Annotated in this window: 1 protein-coding gene; it reads right to left on the reverse strand. The window is 65.6% G+C overall.

Annotated features, from left to right (window positions below):
* Nucleotides 1–530 precede the first annotated feature (530 nt).
* Nucleotides 531–17,210: a PLxRFG domain-containing protein gene (locus EDF57_RS15640; RefSeq protein ID WP_134094947.1), complete on the reverse strand. Its 16,680-nt coding sequence runs from the start codon at nucleotides 17,208–17,210 to the stop codon at nucleotides 531–533.
* Nucleotides 17,211–17,220 lie beyond the last annotated feature (10 nt).

Raw genomic sequence — 17,220 nt, forward strand, 5'->3', positions numbered from 1 at the left:
AAAAATGCTCGGCCCTATATCGATCGCTCTTTCAAGTATTCCGCTTGGTATGCTGCTTCGCGGGCAGTAAATTTCCGGCAGCCAAATAACCTACGATGCTGGTGCTCCTTGCCATTGAAACGCGCGACACGTTGAAGACAGTCTATATCTGAGCTCGCTCGAAATGAGTAAACGAGCGACGCATCGGCAAAAGCTGACGTACGCACAACGTCGTTTTCCAAGCTCACGGGTGCGACGAATTGGTTACCTTCGCAATCTTCCCACACTTCAATCACCAAGACCGGCATTGACACCCTGCATTTACGGAAGAGAAACTGGAAAATCGATTGCAGGATAAGTAGGCCATTAAGACATGTAAATAACCGTGTTGACAAAAGTTAAGCTATGGTTAACTTTGCTTTGTTGCGGTCACATTTCTAGGTTACCCCCCAGAATTCCGACGATTTCGTCAGTGGCCGCAACACCGCTCTCATCACCGTTTGCAACATGCACGAGAATGACGGCCGCTCCAGCCCTCTTCGATCTTATTTTCATTGCCCATAAATTAGCGGGGGTGCTTCCTCGTTCAAGCGTTCCGACAGCTTCGGGTTGAGCGACACGCCGCCGATCTTCCGGTCACGCATCTTCGCCCGCGATCGCATGGACTGCATCATCCCCCGGGGTGTGATGGGATAGTCGGGGTTCTCCTCGTTGAAGCGCTCGAGGCGTTCCTCGATCGCGGACGTGTCCTCGTCCGCTCGCTGGGCCTCGTCGTAGTCGGCCATGATCGACTTGCGATCGTCCAAGATCCGCTGCTCGTGGTTCTTCATCGAGCGATTGCGCTCGTAGCGCTCGGCCAGCTCGGCCGGGGTGAAGCCAAGGGCCTGCTTGAGCGCGGCCATGGGCGACATTTCTTCCATGATCGGATCGCCGGTAATCGTGGTGGCGCCTTCCGTTATGTAGCGCGCTGCCCGCATGAGATCCTTGGCGAACTTCGGCGCCATCGTCTCGATGCCGCGCTCGGTGTGGCCTTCCTTGATCTGGCTGGCGCCCAGCCAGCCGTTGCGGAGCATCCCCACGCCGGCGCCAAGGTTCTGCATGGCCCAATAATCGAACTCGGCCGCGCCCTCCATTTCGCGATCGGGGCTGCGGAACCAGAGATCCGGCATACCGATGCGGTTCGAGAGGTCGATGCCGAGGAGATCCCCCGGCACGCCGTTGAGCGCCATGCCGCCCAGGCGACGGCCGAGAGCGTCGATCATTCCCTTCTTGAACTTGTCCTCGGCATCGTCCCCGAACAGCAGCCCGGCGAGCATGATGGCGATGCCATAGAGCCACGTGCCCCGGACACCGGCCGACAGCATCATCATGCCGGTGGTTCCGGCGAGCTGGGTGATGGCTTCCTTGCGTGCCTTGGGGCTCGCCCCCTTCACCGACTGGTGGGCGTCGCGGAACAGGCGCCATAGCATGTTGGCCTGGAAGTTGCGGAAGACGAACAGCACCTTGGCCGTATCGGACTGCATGACGCGCGGGCGGCTGGTGTTCTGATAGTCGAAGTGGATCTTCCACGTGAGGCGCGCGGCCGTGTCGATCGCGGTTTCACGGCCTTCTCCCTTCTTCCGTGCCATGCGGTAGGCCGCAAGGAACGTGACTTCGCGGTTCATGCGTTCGGTGTGGTGGAACGCCCACGAGATCGCGCCCATCATCTTCGCCCGGACGGGGCTGTACTTCACGCCGGTTTCGCCGACGCCGGCAAGGTCATGCGATTGTGTGCGCTCGATCAGGCCGGTTTCGTAGGCTTCCTCGATCGCGTCACGCTCGTCGGCCGTCAGGGTGCCGCCCTTGGCGACGTGTCCCTTGCCGCTAGCGAAGTCCTTGAGCGCCTTCGCCAGCTCGGCCGAGGCCCGCGCGGCGCCGGCGCCCGCCTTGCCATGGTAGGCGGCCAGGATGGGCACGCCCATGATGGCCGTCTGCGCCGTGTTGACGATCGCGGCCGCCGGGCTGGTGGACAGGTAGTAGACGAACGCGGCCGAGGTCACGCCCTGGGCGATCGCGCCGCCGGTGGGGTTCATGATGAACTGGTGCCGGCGGCCCATCTCGTTGACCAGCAGGCCAGCCCGTACCGGGTCCGGCAGGGTCTTGGCCTGATCCCGCGCCACCGCAAGCGCCTCGTCCATGTCCAAGGCATATTTCAGGCGGGCGAGCTGGTGGGAGCCGTGGAACATGTGGTTGCCGAAGGCGCGCAGGGCATCCTTGTTGAAGCCGGCGCGGCCCTTGCGGTGGATGCGGTTCGTTCGCACCGACATATCGGGCATCGTCTCAAGCCAGAGCTGCCAGACCGAATCGCGCACGCTCTCCGGTGCGTCGGAATCCTCGAGGATGCCTTCCACGGCCGCCACGAAGCGCGGATCTACCTGCGCCCGGAGCGCGCCGCCGTCGTCGAGCACGCCGATTTCGACATTGTGCCCAGCGCTGCGCATTTCCTTGGCGAAATCGGCCTGTTCCCGGGGGCTTTCGAAGCGCGAGAACGTCACAACCTCGTCGTCCGCATTCTTGGCGGTGACGAAGAAATTGCCGAAGCGGGACAGCGGGAAGTACGGGCCCTGCAGCTTGTTCGTCTCGAACAGTGCGCGCAGACGCGACATGCGGGCGCCCTTGGTCCAGCCGTGCAGCTTTTTCGCCTCATCCAGCTCCGCGCCGGCCTGTTCCAGACGTTTCTGGGCGGCCGCAAAGGTCAGGTCCGACTTGGAAAGGCGGTCCATCTCCACGTTGTACTTTCGGTATGCCTGCTTGAGCTTGATATCGAGCGCCTTTGACAGGTTGTCCAAAAGGGTCTGCTCGAACTCGAGGCCCAGCGCCGTGTAGGTGTCGCGGACCTCGTTGTAGATCCGCTTCGCCTGCGCCGGCAGCGCGTCCCATTTCACGCCAAGCCGCTGGTGATCCTGCTCGCGGATCTTGTCGCCGGCCAGCTTCTTGGCCGCGACGTCGTACCCGGGCGTATCGGAACCCTGGGCAAGGATCTTCCGGTCCAGCTCGGTAAGCGACGAGACGAACGGCTTTGCCGGATCCACGTTGGCAAGCGTCGCCTCGTGCATCAGGTCCATGAGCTTCACGTTCTCCGCCTTGTGGAGCACGCGGAACTTCAGCCACGGCTGGGCGGTCTGATCGGCGCGGGCGTGCCACTTGTCGCGGTGTGCATCCATCGCCTGCTTGTGCTGCAGGTATTCCTGCGCGGCCGGGAGCCCGGCGCCCATTTCCGACAGCAGCGGGCGGAGCGGCACGACGGAAAGCACGCTGGCCTTGCTGTCCATGGCTTTCGTTACGAGGCTATGGATCAGCCCGGGCGTCGCAAGATCCACGTCCTCTTCGCTGGGAATGACGCGGCTGTAGAACGTGTCTTCTACGGCAGGCGAGAAAACGCTTTCGGGCCCGCCGAATACAGCTCGTTCCAGTAGTCGGGTCGCCTCGCCGCCTTCCTCGCGTAGAAGGGAATTGAGCAGCAAAGCTCTTTTAACCGTTCGGCTCCCTGTGCTCGATCTTCCAGCACTTCGGGCGTTTCCAGCCGCTCGCGCCACAGCATCATCAGCAAGGGGCTTGCCTGAACGAGTGCGGAAGGCTCGCGATCCCACGTCGTATCGGGCTGATTCGATGAGGGGGACGTAGGGGGCGAGAGACTCAAGGCTAGCTCCAATCAGGGCGCGGACGTTAGCATAGAAGTCCCCATCGCGCCACGCGAGCGGCGGCACCTTGAGCGACTTATCGCCCTCGAGCTGGCGCGGATGCGGCGCGATATGGTCCGTCGTCCTGTGCTTGAGCGCGATCGACAGCATCATATCCGTGCGACGGATCAGGGCATTGTCGCTCAGGCCCGCCGGGTCGCCGATGAACACTTTCCCAGCGTTCAAGGCATACTCGGCAGTCGCCATGTAAACCCGGCTCCCGTAGTCGCCCTGGGTGAACCGACTGACGTCGATCCACACCCGGTCGTTACGCTCGAACGCATAGAAGCGCTTGCCGCTCTCCGTTTCGAACACGCTCATGCGGTCGGGCTTGTGCTCCTCCCACATATCCTCGAACGGGCCGCCGGCCACCTCGTCGATATCGGTGAAAGAGCCGATCACGCGCACACCCGGCATCAGGTCGGTCATGGCCTGCTCGATCGTCGTGGCGTCGGAGCGTGGGTACGAGAACAGGTCATCGTTCTCGGCAAGCGCCAGCATCGCGTCGGCCACCGATTCGGGAACCCCGGCGGGGCCGGTGTCGATGCTCGATGCGCCAGCCGCCCGCGCTGTGTTGGAGCCCGATCGAAGCGCGGCGATCGCGAGGGCCTCAAGCTGGGCCGGCGAGATCTGGCCGAGCTGGCGGCCGAAGCGGCGCAGCGCCCACGCCTTCACGGCGCCGATGAGGCGATCCACCAAGGCACGCACGCCAGCCGGCGCGAGAGCCTGGTTCTCGACCGCGTAGGCGGCGAACTCTTCCACTTCCTGCCCTGGCAACGGCTGCGCCGCCTCCACGCGGCGCAGGGCCTTGGCCCAGAACGGGGCGTTGGCACGCTCGCCGCTGCCCTCACGCCCGGCGGCCGCGCGATACATCACGCCCAGCCGATCGAGGGTGCTCCGCCACGCAGTGTCACCGATCAGCCCGCGCACGCCCGAGTGGAACATTTCGTGCAGAAGCACGGGCAATGCGGTGCGGCTGGTGAGCTTGTCGGCGACGAGGTGGATCGTGCCGTCGGCCGTGGTCATACCTTGGACCGAATTAATAGGGGGAGTTTCTAATTGGGTAGTCGATTTCCTAGGTGATTGATTACCCGGGGCGTCGTCGCCGGCGGCTTCGTTGACCCTGAACACCTCCCGTAGTATGTTCGTGACGGTCCGGGAGCTGCCCCGAGATTGACCAGCTTCGGCTGGGACGGCGGTAATGATGGCGGCATCCCGGACCACCTCCTCAGTCACCCGCACCTCATGCACGTACAGACCAGTGCGGTTGTCCGTGCGCTTCACCACCATCGTCAGCACGTGATGGCGGCCGTCGATATCGACCGGGGCGGCCAGCACGAACCCGGATTGGCCGTCTTGCCTGGATTCTTCCGCCAAGACCCGGGCCTGTCTGAGCGCATCCGGCAGCAGGAACAGCCCCTGAGCCTTGGCAGCACCGAACCCATGGCCCAGCGAATCCTTGGCTGCGCGGCCATCCAGCTTGATTTCGCCCAGCTCGGGGTGCTCGACCACACTGCCGGTTTTATCGGCAAAGTAGCCGGCGGCCCACCGGCGCAGCTCGCCAGCGTTGCCCACCGGCACCTCATCACCCTTCATCGAAGCTACGACCGGGCCTGTCAGGAAGGCGCGCGCCAAAGGATCGTTGCGCAGGCTGTACCGCCCGATCGTCTTGCCCACGTTGCCCGGAAGCGTTGCCGCCGTGTCGTGGAGCACGATCTTGCCGGCGTCGATCAGCTTGGCGATCGCCTTCCCGAGGCGCGATTCCTCAAGGTGCTGGCGCAGCCCCTTGGCGCTGGTGAAACCGCCACCTGACGGGGTGCCGATGCTGTGCGCGGCCGGTTCGTCCTCGGGCGTGCCCTGCGCGGTATCCTCCTTGCCCGGCTTGACCAGCTCGGGCGTTTCGAAGTCGCGGGCCTCGTAGAGGTTGATGCCCTGTGCGTCCTTGGCTTCCTGATACGGAATCGTCAGCGAGCCGCGCTCGTCCTGTGCGACCACGAACCAGCCGTCGTCCGTCCAGCGGTGGCCGGTGACGGTGAACTCCTTGCCCTTCCAGAACACGCCCGTATCGATCGGAGCGCCGGCGCGCAGCCATGCCGGCGGCGGCACCGGGTTCGCGGCGATATCGTCCTCAAGGTCGCCCAGCGCCTTCTCGTAGCGCTCGAGATCCCCGGCCATGTGGAACGGCTCGTCGGCCACGGCCTTGAGGCGCCGCATGGTGGCTTCCATGTCCGCGATGCCGGTACGCTTGCGCTCGATATCGGCCGCGAACTTGCGCAGCGACGTTTCGAGGCCCTGCACGGTGGCGCCGTTGAACGGCTTGCCGTCGATAACCATGCGCAGGACGGGGCGTTCCTCGCGCGACGGCCAGCCGGCGAGCAAGTCGTGCCCGCCGAACGAACCGATCCGCTGGGGTTCGTCGCCGACGCGCAGGTTGAACGCGGCCCACTCTTGGATCGCCTCGTCGGCATCCTTGCGCGAATCGATCGTCTTGCCCTGGACGTCGATCGAGAACGACTTGCCGGCATTGTCGGAGATCAGCTTGCCGATCGTCTCGACCGTGCCGCGCTTGTCGATCTCGCCAAGCTCCGCCTGGGTTTCCCCGATCACGTTGCCGATCGAGCGGGCCTGACGCAGCGCGTTGGCGATGCCCTGGGTGTAAAGCCGCTCGCGCCGCTGCGCGCCCTCGAGCTGCTTGCGGAGCTTCTCGCGGATCAGGATGCGCGGATCGCCGGCCGCCTCGGCGAACGACGTCAGGATATCGCTCTGCTCGTCGGACGCGGCCTCGCCCTCGATGACGCGGGCGCTATCGTCCGCCTTGAGGAACGCGGTGATAAAGCGCTGCTTGATCGCCAGAACCTGCCAGCGGCGGCCGTCGAGGCGGTCGGTCAGGTAGCGATATTCGAGCACCGTATTCCACTGGTTCGCCTGCCGCTGGCCGCGCCCGTTGCGCTGCTCGAGGTCGCCCGGCATCCACGGGGCGTCCATGTGGTGCATCGCGCGCAGGTTCTTCTGCATGTTCACGCCCACGCCCAGCGTCGCCGTCGAGCCGATCACGACGCGGATCTTCGCCGCGTTCATGGCGCTCGCGATCTCCTTTCGGCGATCCTTCGACGTGCTGCCATCCACAAGGGCGATCTGCTCACGCGGGATGCCGGCGGCTTCCAGCCGCGCGACGATATCGCGGATCGTCGAGAACGATGGGATCGAGCGCGTCACCTTCTTGCCGTCGTCGTTCCGGCCCATGCTGCGGGTTACGCGCGTGGAGAAGCCTTGTTCGGCAAAGATAACCTGGGTGGCGAGCGGGTGGCTCTCGTAGATCTCCTTGACGTTCGCGACGATGCGGGATGCCTTGGAGCCTTCATCGTCGAAAGCCTGCCCCTCGCGGCCGGCCAGTGCCTCCCCATCGTACAGGCGCACGTCGAACGATGCCTTGGCGGCAAGGCCCTCGGTGATGATCGGCGATTCCGGCGAGCCGGCCGCCATCGCGTCCTTCCGCTCCTTGCCGGTCATTTGGCGCCAGCGGCGGGCGTACCCGCGCAGCTCCTCAAAAATCACCTTCTGTTGCGGGGTGAGATCCGACGTGACGTTGATGACCTTCTTGTACGGCCGATCCTTGGCGCCCTCAGTGCGGCCGTTCAGCAGCTCCGCGCGCTCGGCCTCGGTCAGCTCATCGGCCATGGTCTTGCCGCTCGCCGTGCGGCGGGGCTGCATTTCCGGCATGTCCTCGGCGAACACGACGTCCATGTACTGGCCGATCATGCGGCGCAGCTCAGGCACGTTGATGAACCCGGCCAGTCGCGTCACCGCCTCGTACTCGGCGGCCGCGTTCTGCTCGACGTCCATGACCTCGCGCGCGAAGCTGCCGAACCAGCCGTCCCACTGATCGACGCCGGCGGCCTGCATTTCCTCCTGCATGATGTAGCGCATCATGTGGAACACTTCCGTCAGCGTGTTCGTGACGGGGGTGCCGGTGAAGAGGTGGACGTTGCCGCCGGCATTGTTGGCGCGCACGTACCGGGTCAGGAACGAAAGCGCGATCGAGCGGTCGGACGTCTGGGTGTTGAGGCCCTTCATCTTCATGCGGGTGCTGATCGGCGGCTTCTTGAACTCGTGCGCCTCGTCCACCATCAGCATGTCCACGCCCAGCTCCTCGAAGGAGATGGCGCCTTCGCGCGAAGAGCGGTTCGACTGCTTGCGGATCGTCTCGATGATCCGCTGGCGCATTTTCACCAGTTCCTTGGCCGTGGGCGAGCGGAGGCGCTTGAGGGCCTCCGGGTCATCCCACATGTCCTTGTCGATCGTGGCGCCGTCCTCGTCGGCCGCCAGATAGGCTTCCTCCTCGAGCGCGGCGATCTCCTCGCGCGCCATCGCCATGAGCGTTTCCTCTTGGAACGAGAAGCGATCGATCAGGCTGTGCGGGACAACGATCGCGTCCCAATCGTCATTCGCGATCTGGCGCATCTTCACGTCGATCGTCTGCGGTGTGAGGTTGTCGATGTAGAGGAGCTTGGCCGCCGGATACATCATCTGGATCTCGGCCGCGACGCTCTTGCTGTTGGCGTTGTGGGCGAAAATCAGGGGCTTCTTGGCGATGCCGTAGCGGCGGCTCTCCACGGCGATGCCGCCCATGGTGAACGTCTTGCCGGTGCCGACCTCGTGGGCATTGAGCGATCGGCGCGACACAAGCGCGCGCCAGATGGCATCGGCTTGGTGCTGGCGGAGATCGAACGGGCCATTGCCCAGGCTAAGGGCCATGCCCTCGAACCGGAGGAAAGACCCGTCGAACTTGGGCGTGGCGAAGGCGTTGCGGGTTTCGTTGTACTCGGCTTCCACGGCGACGCGGCGTTCGGGGTCGCTCCAGAGCCACTCGCCGAACTTGGTCCGCATTTCGGCAATCTTGCCGTTCACCTCCTCGGTGGCGGCATTGTCCACGTACTGGTTGCCCTCGCTGTCGCGGCGGCGGATCGTGACGGACTGGTTGGAGAAGGCCGCGTTGACGAGACGCTGGAACGGGTATTCGCCCGTGCCGTACCCGGTGCGCGCTTCCGGCCGGTTCTTGGCGCGATCCTCGATGCGGACGGTCCAGCGGCCGTCATTATAGCGCACCTCCACCCCCTTCGCGTCGGGCAGGCCCAGCATTTCGACTACGAACTGGCCGTAAGTCTCGGGCGATACCCAGGTGGCGCCAAGCTGGGTTTCGATCTTGAAATAGGGGACGTCGGCTGGAACCACCTTCTCGAGCGCGGCGACGTTGCGGGCAAGGTGCTCCATCCCCTCGGCGACGGCGGCCTTCGCCTGTCGCAGCTTCTCGCGCACGTTCCCGGAGAGGTACATGTCGGAGGGGATCACGTCGCCATTCGGCAGCTCGAACACGGCGCCCGAATCGATCAGCTCCGCCTTGACCTCGGCCGCCGGCTTGTTGGCGCGCTCGGCGATCGCGGCGACGGAGGGGTTCACGCTGGCATTGCGCTCGAGCACGAACGCCTCGGCGATCGACGGGTTCTCGATCGACGGGGCGCCGCGCGTGGTGCTGCGCGAAAGGATGGTGGCCGGCTTCCCGTCGATTTCCAGCGCAGCGAGCGCGGGATAGAACGGATCGTCGATCTTCTCGAGATATCCGAGGCCGAAGCTGTCGGCGAGCTTGCCGTGATCCTTGGTGAAGCTGCTGTAGGCGCTGGCAAGGGCCTTGCGCGCGGCCGTGGCGTCGCCGGCGCGCTCGGCCTCGATCAGCGCCGCATACTTCTGGCGCATGTCCACCAGCCGCTCGAGCTGATCCACGCGCTGCTCGTTCTTCTTGGCGTCCTTCACGGTGAAGGCGCGGACCTGGGCGGCCGGCGCCAGATGCTCACCGCGCACGACGAACAGGCCATCCTTGGTGGACGTCAACGCGCCTTCGCGATCGGCGGTGTGGTTCGCCACGAAGCTGATGTGCTTGGCCTGGGCGTCAGCGGTGTAGATCCCCTGGGGAACGGCATCGATGACGCGCTTGAGGTGCTCGGCCATGTCGGCGGGGCGGTGGACTATCATGCCCGGCCGGCCGCGCGTGGTGCCGCTGCCGAAGTCGATCGTGCCGATGACGTGACTGGGGTTCGCCGCGAAATACTCGTTGATCGAGACTTCGCCGCCCGGCGTCACGTGCGGGACGCTGTTGATCCATCCCGCGCCATCGGCGAGGCTGCTCGGCTCGGCCCGCTTCTTCAGGATGATGATATCGGTGACGACGTTGGTGCCGGCATATTCGGCGAAGGCGCCGGACGGCAGGCGGAACGCGGCCACCAGCTCGGCTTTCTTCGCCAGCTCGCGGCGGATGCCGGTCGCCTTCTTGTCCATCGAGCCCGACGACGTGATGCCCATGACGATACCGCCGGCGCGCACCTGATCGAGGGTCTTGAGAAAGAAGTAATCATGCAGGAGCGGCGAGAGACGGTCATAGCGCCGATCGGCGATCACCGTGTTCTCGAACGGCCAGTTCCCGATCGTGAGGTCATAGAACCCGTCGGGGGTCTGCGACTTCTGGTAGGGCATGACGCGGATATTGGCGTCAGGATAGAGAAGCTGGGCCATGCCGCCGGTCAGGCTGTCCATTTCGATGCCGGCAAGCTGCGATCGCCCGGCCAGCTCAGCCGGCATCATGCCGAAGAAATTGCCGATCCCCATGGAGGGCTCGAGCACGCGGCCGCCTTTGAAGCCCATGCGCTGCATCATGGCCCACATCGCCATGACGGTCGGCGGATCGATGTAGTGGGCGTTGGTGATCGAGCGTTGGGCGCTCTCCCACTCCTCCTTGCCCATGTGGTCGCGCAGCCACTTGCCGCGTTCGTCCCAGCCGTCCTTGTGCATGGGGCGGTCCCACGTGCCCTGAAACAGCTCTTGCCCGAAGCTGCCCCAGCCGAGGTAGCCGGCGAGCGTGCGTTGCTCTTCGGCGGTCGCGGCGCGCCCGGCATCGCGGATCTCGTTGTAGACCTCGAGGGCCTTGCGGTTGCGATCGAAGCGCGCAACCGGGCCGCCGCCCACGATCTCGAGGGGGTTGGCGAGGTGGAAGTTGCCCGAGCCGGCGCGTGTCGGGCTCGGATCGGCCGGTAATGCTGGCGCGATCTGCGCCGGATCTACACGCGGCTTATCGGCTTGGGGTTTTTCGTCGTGGCCCGAAAATAGGTCTAGTCCGCTAGCATCGCGAGACGTTTCATCATCCGCCGCCAAAGATCCTGAGTATACGGGGAAGCTTCCTGCAGTTCGACCGGCAGATCGCTGTTCTCGACCTCCGACGTCTCTGCCTCCATGAATAGCTCCTCTCGCTCCGCGATCTCCCGAGCGTCCGTCACCGGATATCCGAGCTTCACCAGCCCGTGCTTCCGGCGCCACATGCGCTCCTGCACCACGAACGCCATCTTCTCCGTCAGTCCCAAGGCTTGAAGATTCGCCCACATCTTCGGACTGTCTTGTTCCCAGCTCGCCAAGATCCGGTCTCGCAGCGGTATCGTCTCGCTGACGTCCTCCGCTTTGTACCGACGATACTCGGCCTCGATTGATGCTACGTCCGCTTTCGTGAGGTGCTGGGACATGATCGCGTGCAAGCTCCTGGGCTCTGCCCCCGGCTTCCTTCGCGATCAGCTCGGAAAGGTCGGCGGCCGTAAGGTCGATAGGTGCCCAACGGTTTACACTGCCGGTGCCGTACTTGTCGCCGGCTTTGTTGGAGACGCGGTACATCAGCGAAACGCCGGCGCGGTTCGTCGGCACGGCGCCGCGCATCGCGCTTGCGCCCACGGTGACGTAGACGTTCGCGCCGGTGACGGGGTGCGTCATGGTCAGGAACACGTCGCCCGACACGGCCGGGCCCGCGTCATTGCGGGACACGGGGTTGCCAGCCTTGCCCTTGGCGCCCGCGTGGGCCTCGAAACCGAGCCCGGCTAGGGTGGAAGCGGTGGCGCGCAAATAGGCGACGGCATCGGACAAGAACGCGTCCTTGAGCCCGCCTTTCAGGCCGTAATCGGTAGGCTGGTTGGCGCCGCCCTCGATCGGGGTCCAGCCGTCGATATGGTCGGCCGGCCAATCGCTGCGCAAGATACGGGCGCCGCCAGCCTTCTCCGGCTTCGCCTTGGCCTTCGGAGCGGCTACCTCCGTTCCCAGGGCGTGCCGCTCCTCGGCGGGCAGGCCCTCAGCCACGAGCTGGGCGTGCTGCTGCGCAGCCTCGGCCGGCGACGTCATGCCCTTGTTGTCGAGGCCCGGGTAGTTGCGGGCGCCCTCCCAGAACGACAGGAGATAGGGCGTGATCTTCTTGCCGAAGTCGGAGCGCATGGCGCCGGCGAACTCGGCGAAGCTGCGCACGCCGGCCTCGATGTAGGCGCCGGCGATCGTCATGCCGTCAATCAGCACCTCGGGATCTACGCCGCTGTTGAGCTGGCTCATCTTGGCGCGCAGGCGGGCCCGGGCGGCCTCGACCTTATCGGCCGTGAACAGCTTGTTGCCGGCGAAGCGATCGGCCTGTGCGGTTTCGGCAGGCGTGGGCTCGGCCTGCGCGGGCTTCTTCGCCTTGGGCGCCACTTCCGTGCGCGGCTCCACGGTCAGGTGCCCGGCCGCGAGCGCGCGCTTCATCTCCCAATTCTGGAGGGACGAAGAGCCACCGGTGCGGTCGTTCTTGAAGAACGCCTGTTTCTTGCCGACGCTCTCGACGATGTAGGTGTCGGCCGGATCTCCGCCCAGGTAGCCCACCTTTTCGGCGAAACGCGCCTTGTCGCCGTTGCGGACGTAAGGGTTCGGGTTCTTCGCGTCCGGCTTGCGCGCGGACGGCGGGCTGGCCTGCGCGGCCGCCGCTTCCGCCTTCTGGGGGCCCACGGGAACCGCCTTCACGGTGCCGGCGCCGGGGTCCATGATGATCGCCACGGAACGGTCACGCGGTTTAGCCTTGTTTCCGCCCTTGGCGGCCACGGCCTTGAGGAGCGCGGAACGGGCCTCGTCGTACTCGTAATCGCCATAGGGGCGCTCAAGGACGGCTCGGATCTCGTCTTCGCTCATGCCCGCCTTGAATGCGGAACGCACGGCACCCGATGCCTCGGGGAAGTCGTCGGCCGTGCGCTCAACCGGGTCCGCATCGCCGAAGTTGTTCGCCATGAAGAACGCGTAGGCGAAGCCCTCGGGCGTCTCGCTGCGGGCGTTCTTGGTGGCCTGCGACTTGCCACCATAGAGGCGGTGCATCTTGGAGCCCTCGGTAGGCTCCACTGGCGCAAGCGGCAGCTCGCCGTTGAACTTGCCCCACAGCATCGTTTTCTTGGTGTAGGGAGCGCCGAAGCTCGACGGGTTGAACGTCATGCGGGCGCGCGGCAGGCCGGTCAGGCGCTCGATGCGGCCCACCGGGTTTTCGAGCACCCAGAACTTCGGGCGGAAATACTCGATCGTGCGGAGGGTCTGGAACACCAGCTCCTTGCTCGCTTCCGTGCGGCCGTCGGCATCCTTGCCGGCGAAGTGCCGGGCGCCGCTCGATGCGAAGTCCGTGCAGGGGCACGCGGCAAGGATGCCGTAGACCTCGCCGAAATCGTAGTTGTCGTTGAACCACTCCACGCTGAAGTCCATCACGTCCTGACCGTGCTGGATATCGAAGCGGATCACGTTGTAGCCGGCCTCCTCGTAGGGGCGGCTCCACTCGCCGGTATAGTCGAACAGCGACAGGATCGTCTTGTCGCTATTGGCCTGCCGGTGCTCTTCACCCTGGAGGCGGACGTGCTCTTTCCAGCCCTCGATGCGGGCGTGCGCTTCGTCCAGCGAGATCCGGCCCTCCTCGAGGGCGCGCTTGTCCGCCTGGGCGACCTTTTCCGGGTGGGCAAACAGGCTCGCCCACTCGTCCGTCACCTCCTTGAAGTCATCGACGGGCATCGTGAGATCGACGATCGCGGCCGGGTCGATATCGGCGAGATCCTCGGTGCGCTTGGTCTTGGAGATATCGGCAACCGGCTCGAAACGGTTCTCAGGATCGAGCGGCTTGCCCACGTTATGGACATGCTCGGGCGCGGTTTTCGCCTTCTTGCCTGCGGGCTTGTCGATTTTTCCGGCCGGTTTGGCGGTCGCTTCCGCGTCCTTCACCCAGCTCTGAAACTGGTCGAACGGCATCGGCGTGATATCGCCAAGGCCGGTCCATCCCTTCTCGTAGTTGGCGAGATAGCCGGCGCGCGCGTCTTCCTCGCTGTCAAAGCCGACCATCACCTTGTGCTCGTCGAAGGTATCGTCCTCGTTCACCTGATCGACGATGTAGACCGGCTTGCTGACGTCCTCCGCCTTGGGGCCAAGGAACACGTCCACGTGGTCGCCGTCGGCACCCTCGGAGCCCTTCACATAGCCGTATGTGTGCTTGAGCGGCGGCCATTCGGGGCGGCGGCTGGTGCCCGCCGGGTTCTCGATCGAGACGTCAAGGCCGCCGATGGCGACGTGGCCCTTCTTGTAATTGCCCGCTTCCTTCTGGGCGTCGGTGGGCTCGGGGCGATCGTTGTGCGGCGAAGTGGCCGCCTCGGCTTCCGCCTGTGCCAAGGTCGGCCGGCCGGGCTCCTCGGCAGCGGGGGCGGCCGGGCTGACCTCTGCCGGCGCCGACGTGGGCGGGATCAGGGCTTCGCGGAGTTTCGCCTCGTGTTTCTTGCTGACGATCCAGCCGCCGTCCTTCTCGCTCCACTGCGGCAGGGCCTTGTCGGGCAGCGCGGCACGAACCCGGGCCTCTTCGTCCTGGGCAACGCCTCGCACCACGATCGATTTGCCCGACGGCATGTCCGCGATGGCGACGGGCGCGGGCTCGCTATTCGTGCTTTCGGGTAGCAATTGCGGAATTTCGCTATTTGCCGTTTCGGCCACCGGCTGCGCGGTCAGCGCGTCGATCGCCGCGCTGACGCGCTTCTTCTCGGCCAGCATCGCCTTGGTCCAGCCGTTGCCGGATCGCGCCTGCGACGAGAGGGTCTTGAGCCGGTCGCGCAGCTCGGCCTGGCTCTTGCCGACAAGGCTGGCGCCGTCAGTGATAGGGGCCGGTGCAGGTTTGGGCGCTGGCTTTGGCGCTGGCGTTTCAACGGGCGCGGCCGGGGCTTCCTCGCTCAGAACCTCGCCGGTCTGCGGGTGGATCACTTCCGGGGCGTGCTTGGTCACGATCGCCCTGAGATCGGCCTGACGCTCGGCGCCGGTGCTGTTCACGGCATCGACGTCTCGGGCGATCGCCTCAATCTGCGCGCGGTCCAGCTCGGCGCCGCCAAGGCGCTGGCGGACCCGCTTGGCAACCTGCAAGATCGGGCTGGCAGCGCCCGCCGCATCCTTGACGTCGCCGGCGGCGGCGCGCTGGTGATACATATCGATCAGGCTGGCCGCCATGGCCCCGCCGATGGCCTTGAAGCCCTCTTGCAGGTCGGCGGCACTGTTCGGTTCCGAGGTGGCCGGCGCCGCTGCCGGCTGGCCCGGCTGGGCCACTCTGGCGTGCTCGCTGCCGGTCGCGGGATCGACAAGGCGGACGGAACCGCCGGGCGCAAGCTCCGCGTGCGGGATCGCCAGCTCTTCGCCGCTGGCGTTCTTCACCCACACGGCATCATCCGTCTCGCCCACCAGTTCCACCGGGTGCGAGGAATTGCCAACAACGAGATCCAGCTTCTTGGCGGCGACGCCCTCGGGCGCCGGCACGGGAACCGCGCCCGAACCAGCCGGGGCGACGGGCTGCGGCGCGCGCGCCATCGCGCGGCCGAGCGGGCCGGACGGCGGCGGGGTCGGCGTGGCGGGCCCATCGGAATCCGCTGCCGGCGCGGCGGGCGCGGCAGGATCAGCGGCAGCGTGCTCGTCCGTTTCGGCGCCGTGGTGGCCGCCATGGCCGGCGATGCCAAAGCCCGCGCCCATCAGGCCGCCCGCTGCCAGTCCGCCAAGGGCCTCGTTCGCCGCGCCGCGCGTTAGCGGCCGGTCGGGATCGACGGTCTGCATGGCCTTGTTCTCGGCCATCTTCGAAAGGGCGCTCTGGGGCAGCTCTTCCAGCAAGCCTTCGCCGACCGCGCCGCCCAGCGTCGCACCAATCCGGCTTTTGAACTCGCCGGAGAAGATCTTGAATAGAGCACGGTCGCCCATGCCGCCAAACGCGGCCGTGGCGGTGCCGGCAAGGACGAAGGCTTGCAGCGAGGTATCCTCGGCCAGGGCACGGCGCGCTTCGTCAGGCTTCATGCCCTGTTGCAGCAACACCTTGTAGGCGTCCGACTGCGCGAGATCCTCTGGCTTCATCGCAAGGATCTCGTCGCGCACCGACATTGCCGAATGGGCACCGCCGAACAGGCCCTCGGTCAGGCCGCCCGCGACCGTTGCCGCACGGGCGGCCCATTTGCTGGCGATCGCGCGGGTAGCGCCTCGGCTCATGAGAAACTCGAAGGTGCCCGTCGCGATCTTGCGGGCCGGGCCCATCGAGACGATCGTTTCCGGCAGCGATTCGACAATACCGGACGCGTATGAGCGCGGATCACCCCACGCTGGACCGAGCGCCCAGGATTTGGCTTTCTCGCCGTTGCCCAGGTCATCACCCGGCTCAACCACCCAGGCTTTCTTTCGAGCGGTCTGCATAGCGGGGGTGAGCGAACGCTCTGTCTGCGCCTTGTGCTCGTCGCTGAGCTGCTTGCTTCCTTTGCCACCGTGAGTGTAGCGGTCAGCGGCATCGACGGCCGCCGTGATGTGCTTCCCTACGCCGGGGATTTTATCAACGAGCCATGCCAGCGCGTCCCCAGCTCCGACAACGCCCGATTCCCAAAGCTGCTCAGCGTCGTAAGCGAAATCCACCACCGGATTGCCGGCACCGAAGTAGTCACCCTTCTTCCCGGCGGCTGGCGCCCTGCCGTTGGCCGCGTCCTCACGCGCACGCTGTTCCTCCACCGACTTGGGCAGTGGAACGGACATGATGCGCTCGAACGCATCGGACCCGGGCGCCGTGGCATTGCGCTTCGCATATTCGGGCGCCAGCTCCCCCTTGAGCCGGGCGGCGCGGCCGAGAACCTCGGTGCCGTAGGTGCGGGTCTTCGGGCCCCACAGCTTCCGATCGGGACCGGCATGGTGCTCCATGACGGCATCCCGCATGGAGTAGCCCTTATCGAGGCGCTGCTTGAGCTGCTTGGCGGCGGCGTCGATCGCCTGCGCGGGGTTGTAGGGGTTGATCCCCATGCCAGCCGCCGTGCTGTCGAGGTACTGCATGATACCCTTGGCAGTGCCCCATTGGGTGGGGGTGCCGATCGAACCGGGGTTGTAGTGCGATTCCTGCTCGGCCAGCGCCATGAGGATGTTCACCGGCACGTTGTACTTGCGCGACGCGGCCTCGAACATCGGCGTGAACTTCGCCGGGATATTGACGTGCGCGTTGACCTTGCCGCCGCCGCCGCTGCTGCCGCCGGGCGCCGTCGGGGCTTGGTATCGGGGCGCCGGCGGTGCCTTGAGCTGCGGGATCTGCGCTGCTGCGATGACGGGCGGCTGTTCCGCCTCAATTTCACCGAGCGCGACGTCGTAGGGATTCTGCGAAAAGATGCTTTTTGCCACGTGGGTTGTC

The organism is Novosphingobium sp. PhB55, assembly GCF_004368805.1.
GTDB lineage: Bacteria > Pseudomonadota > Alphaproteobacteria > Sphingomonadales > Sphingomonadaceae > Novosphingobium.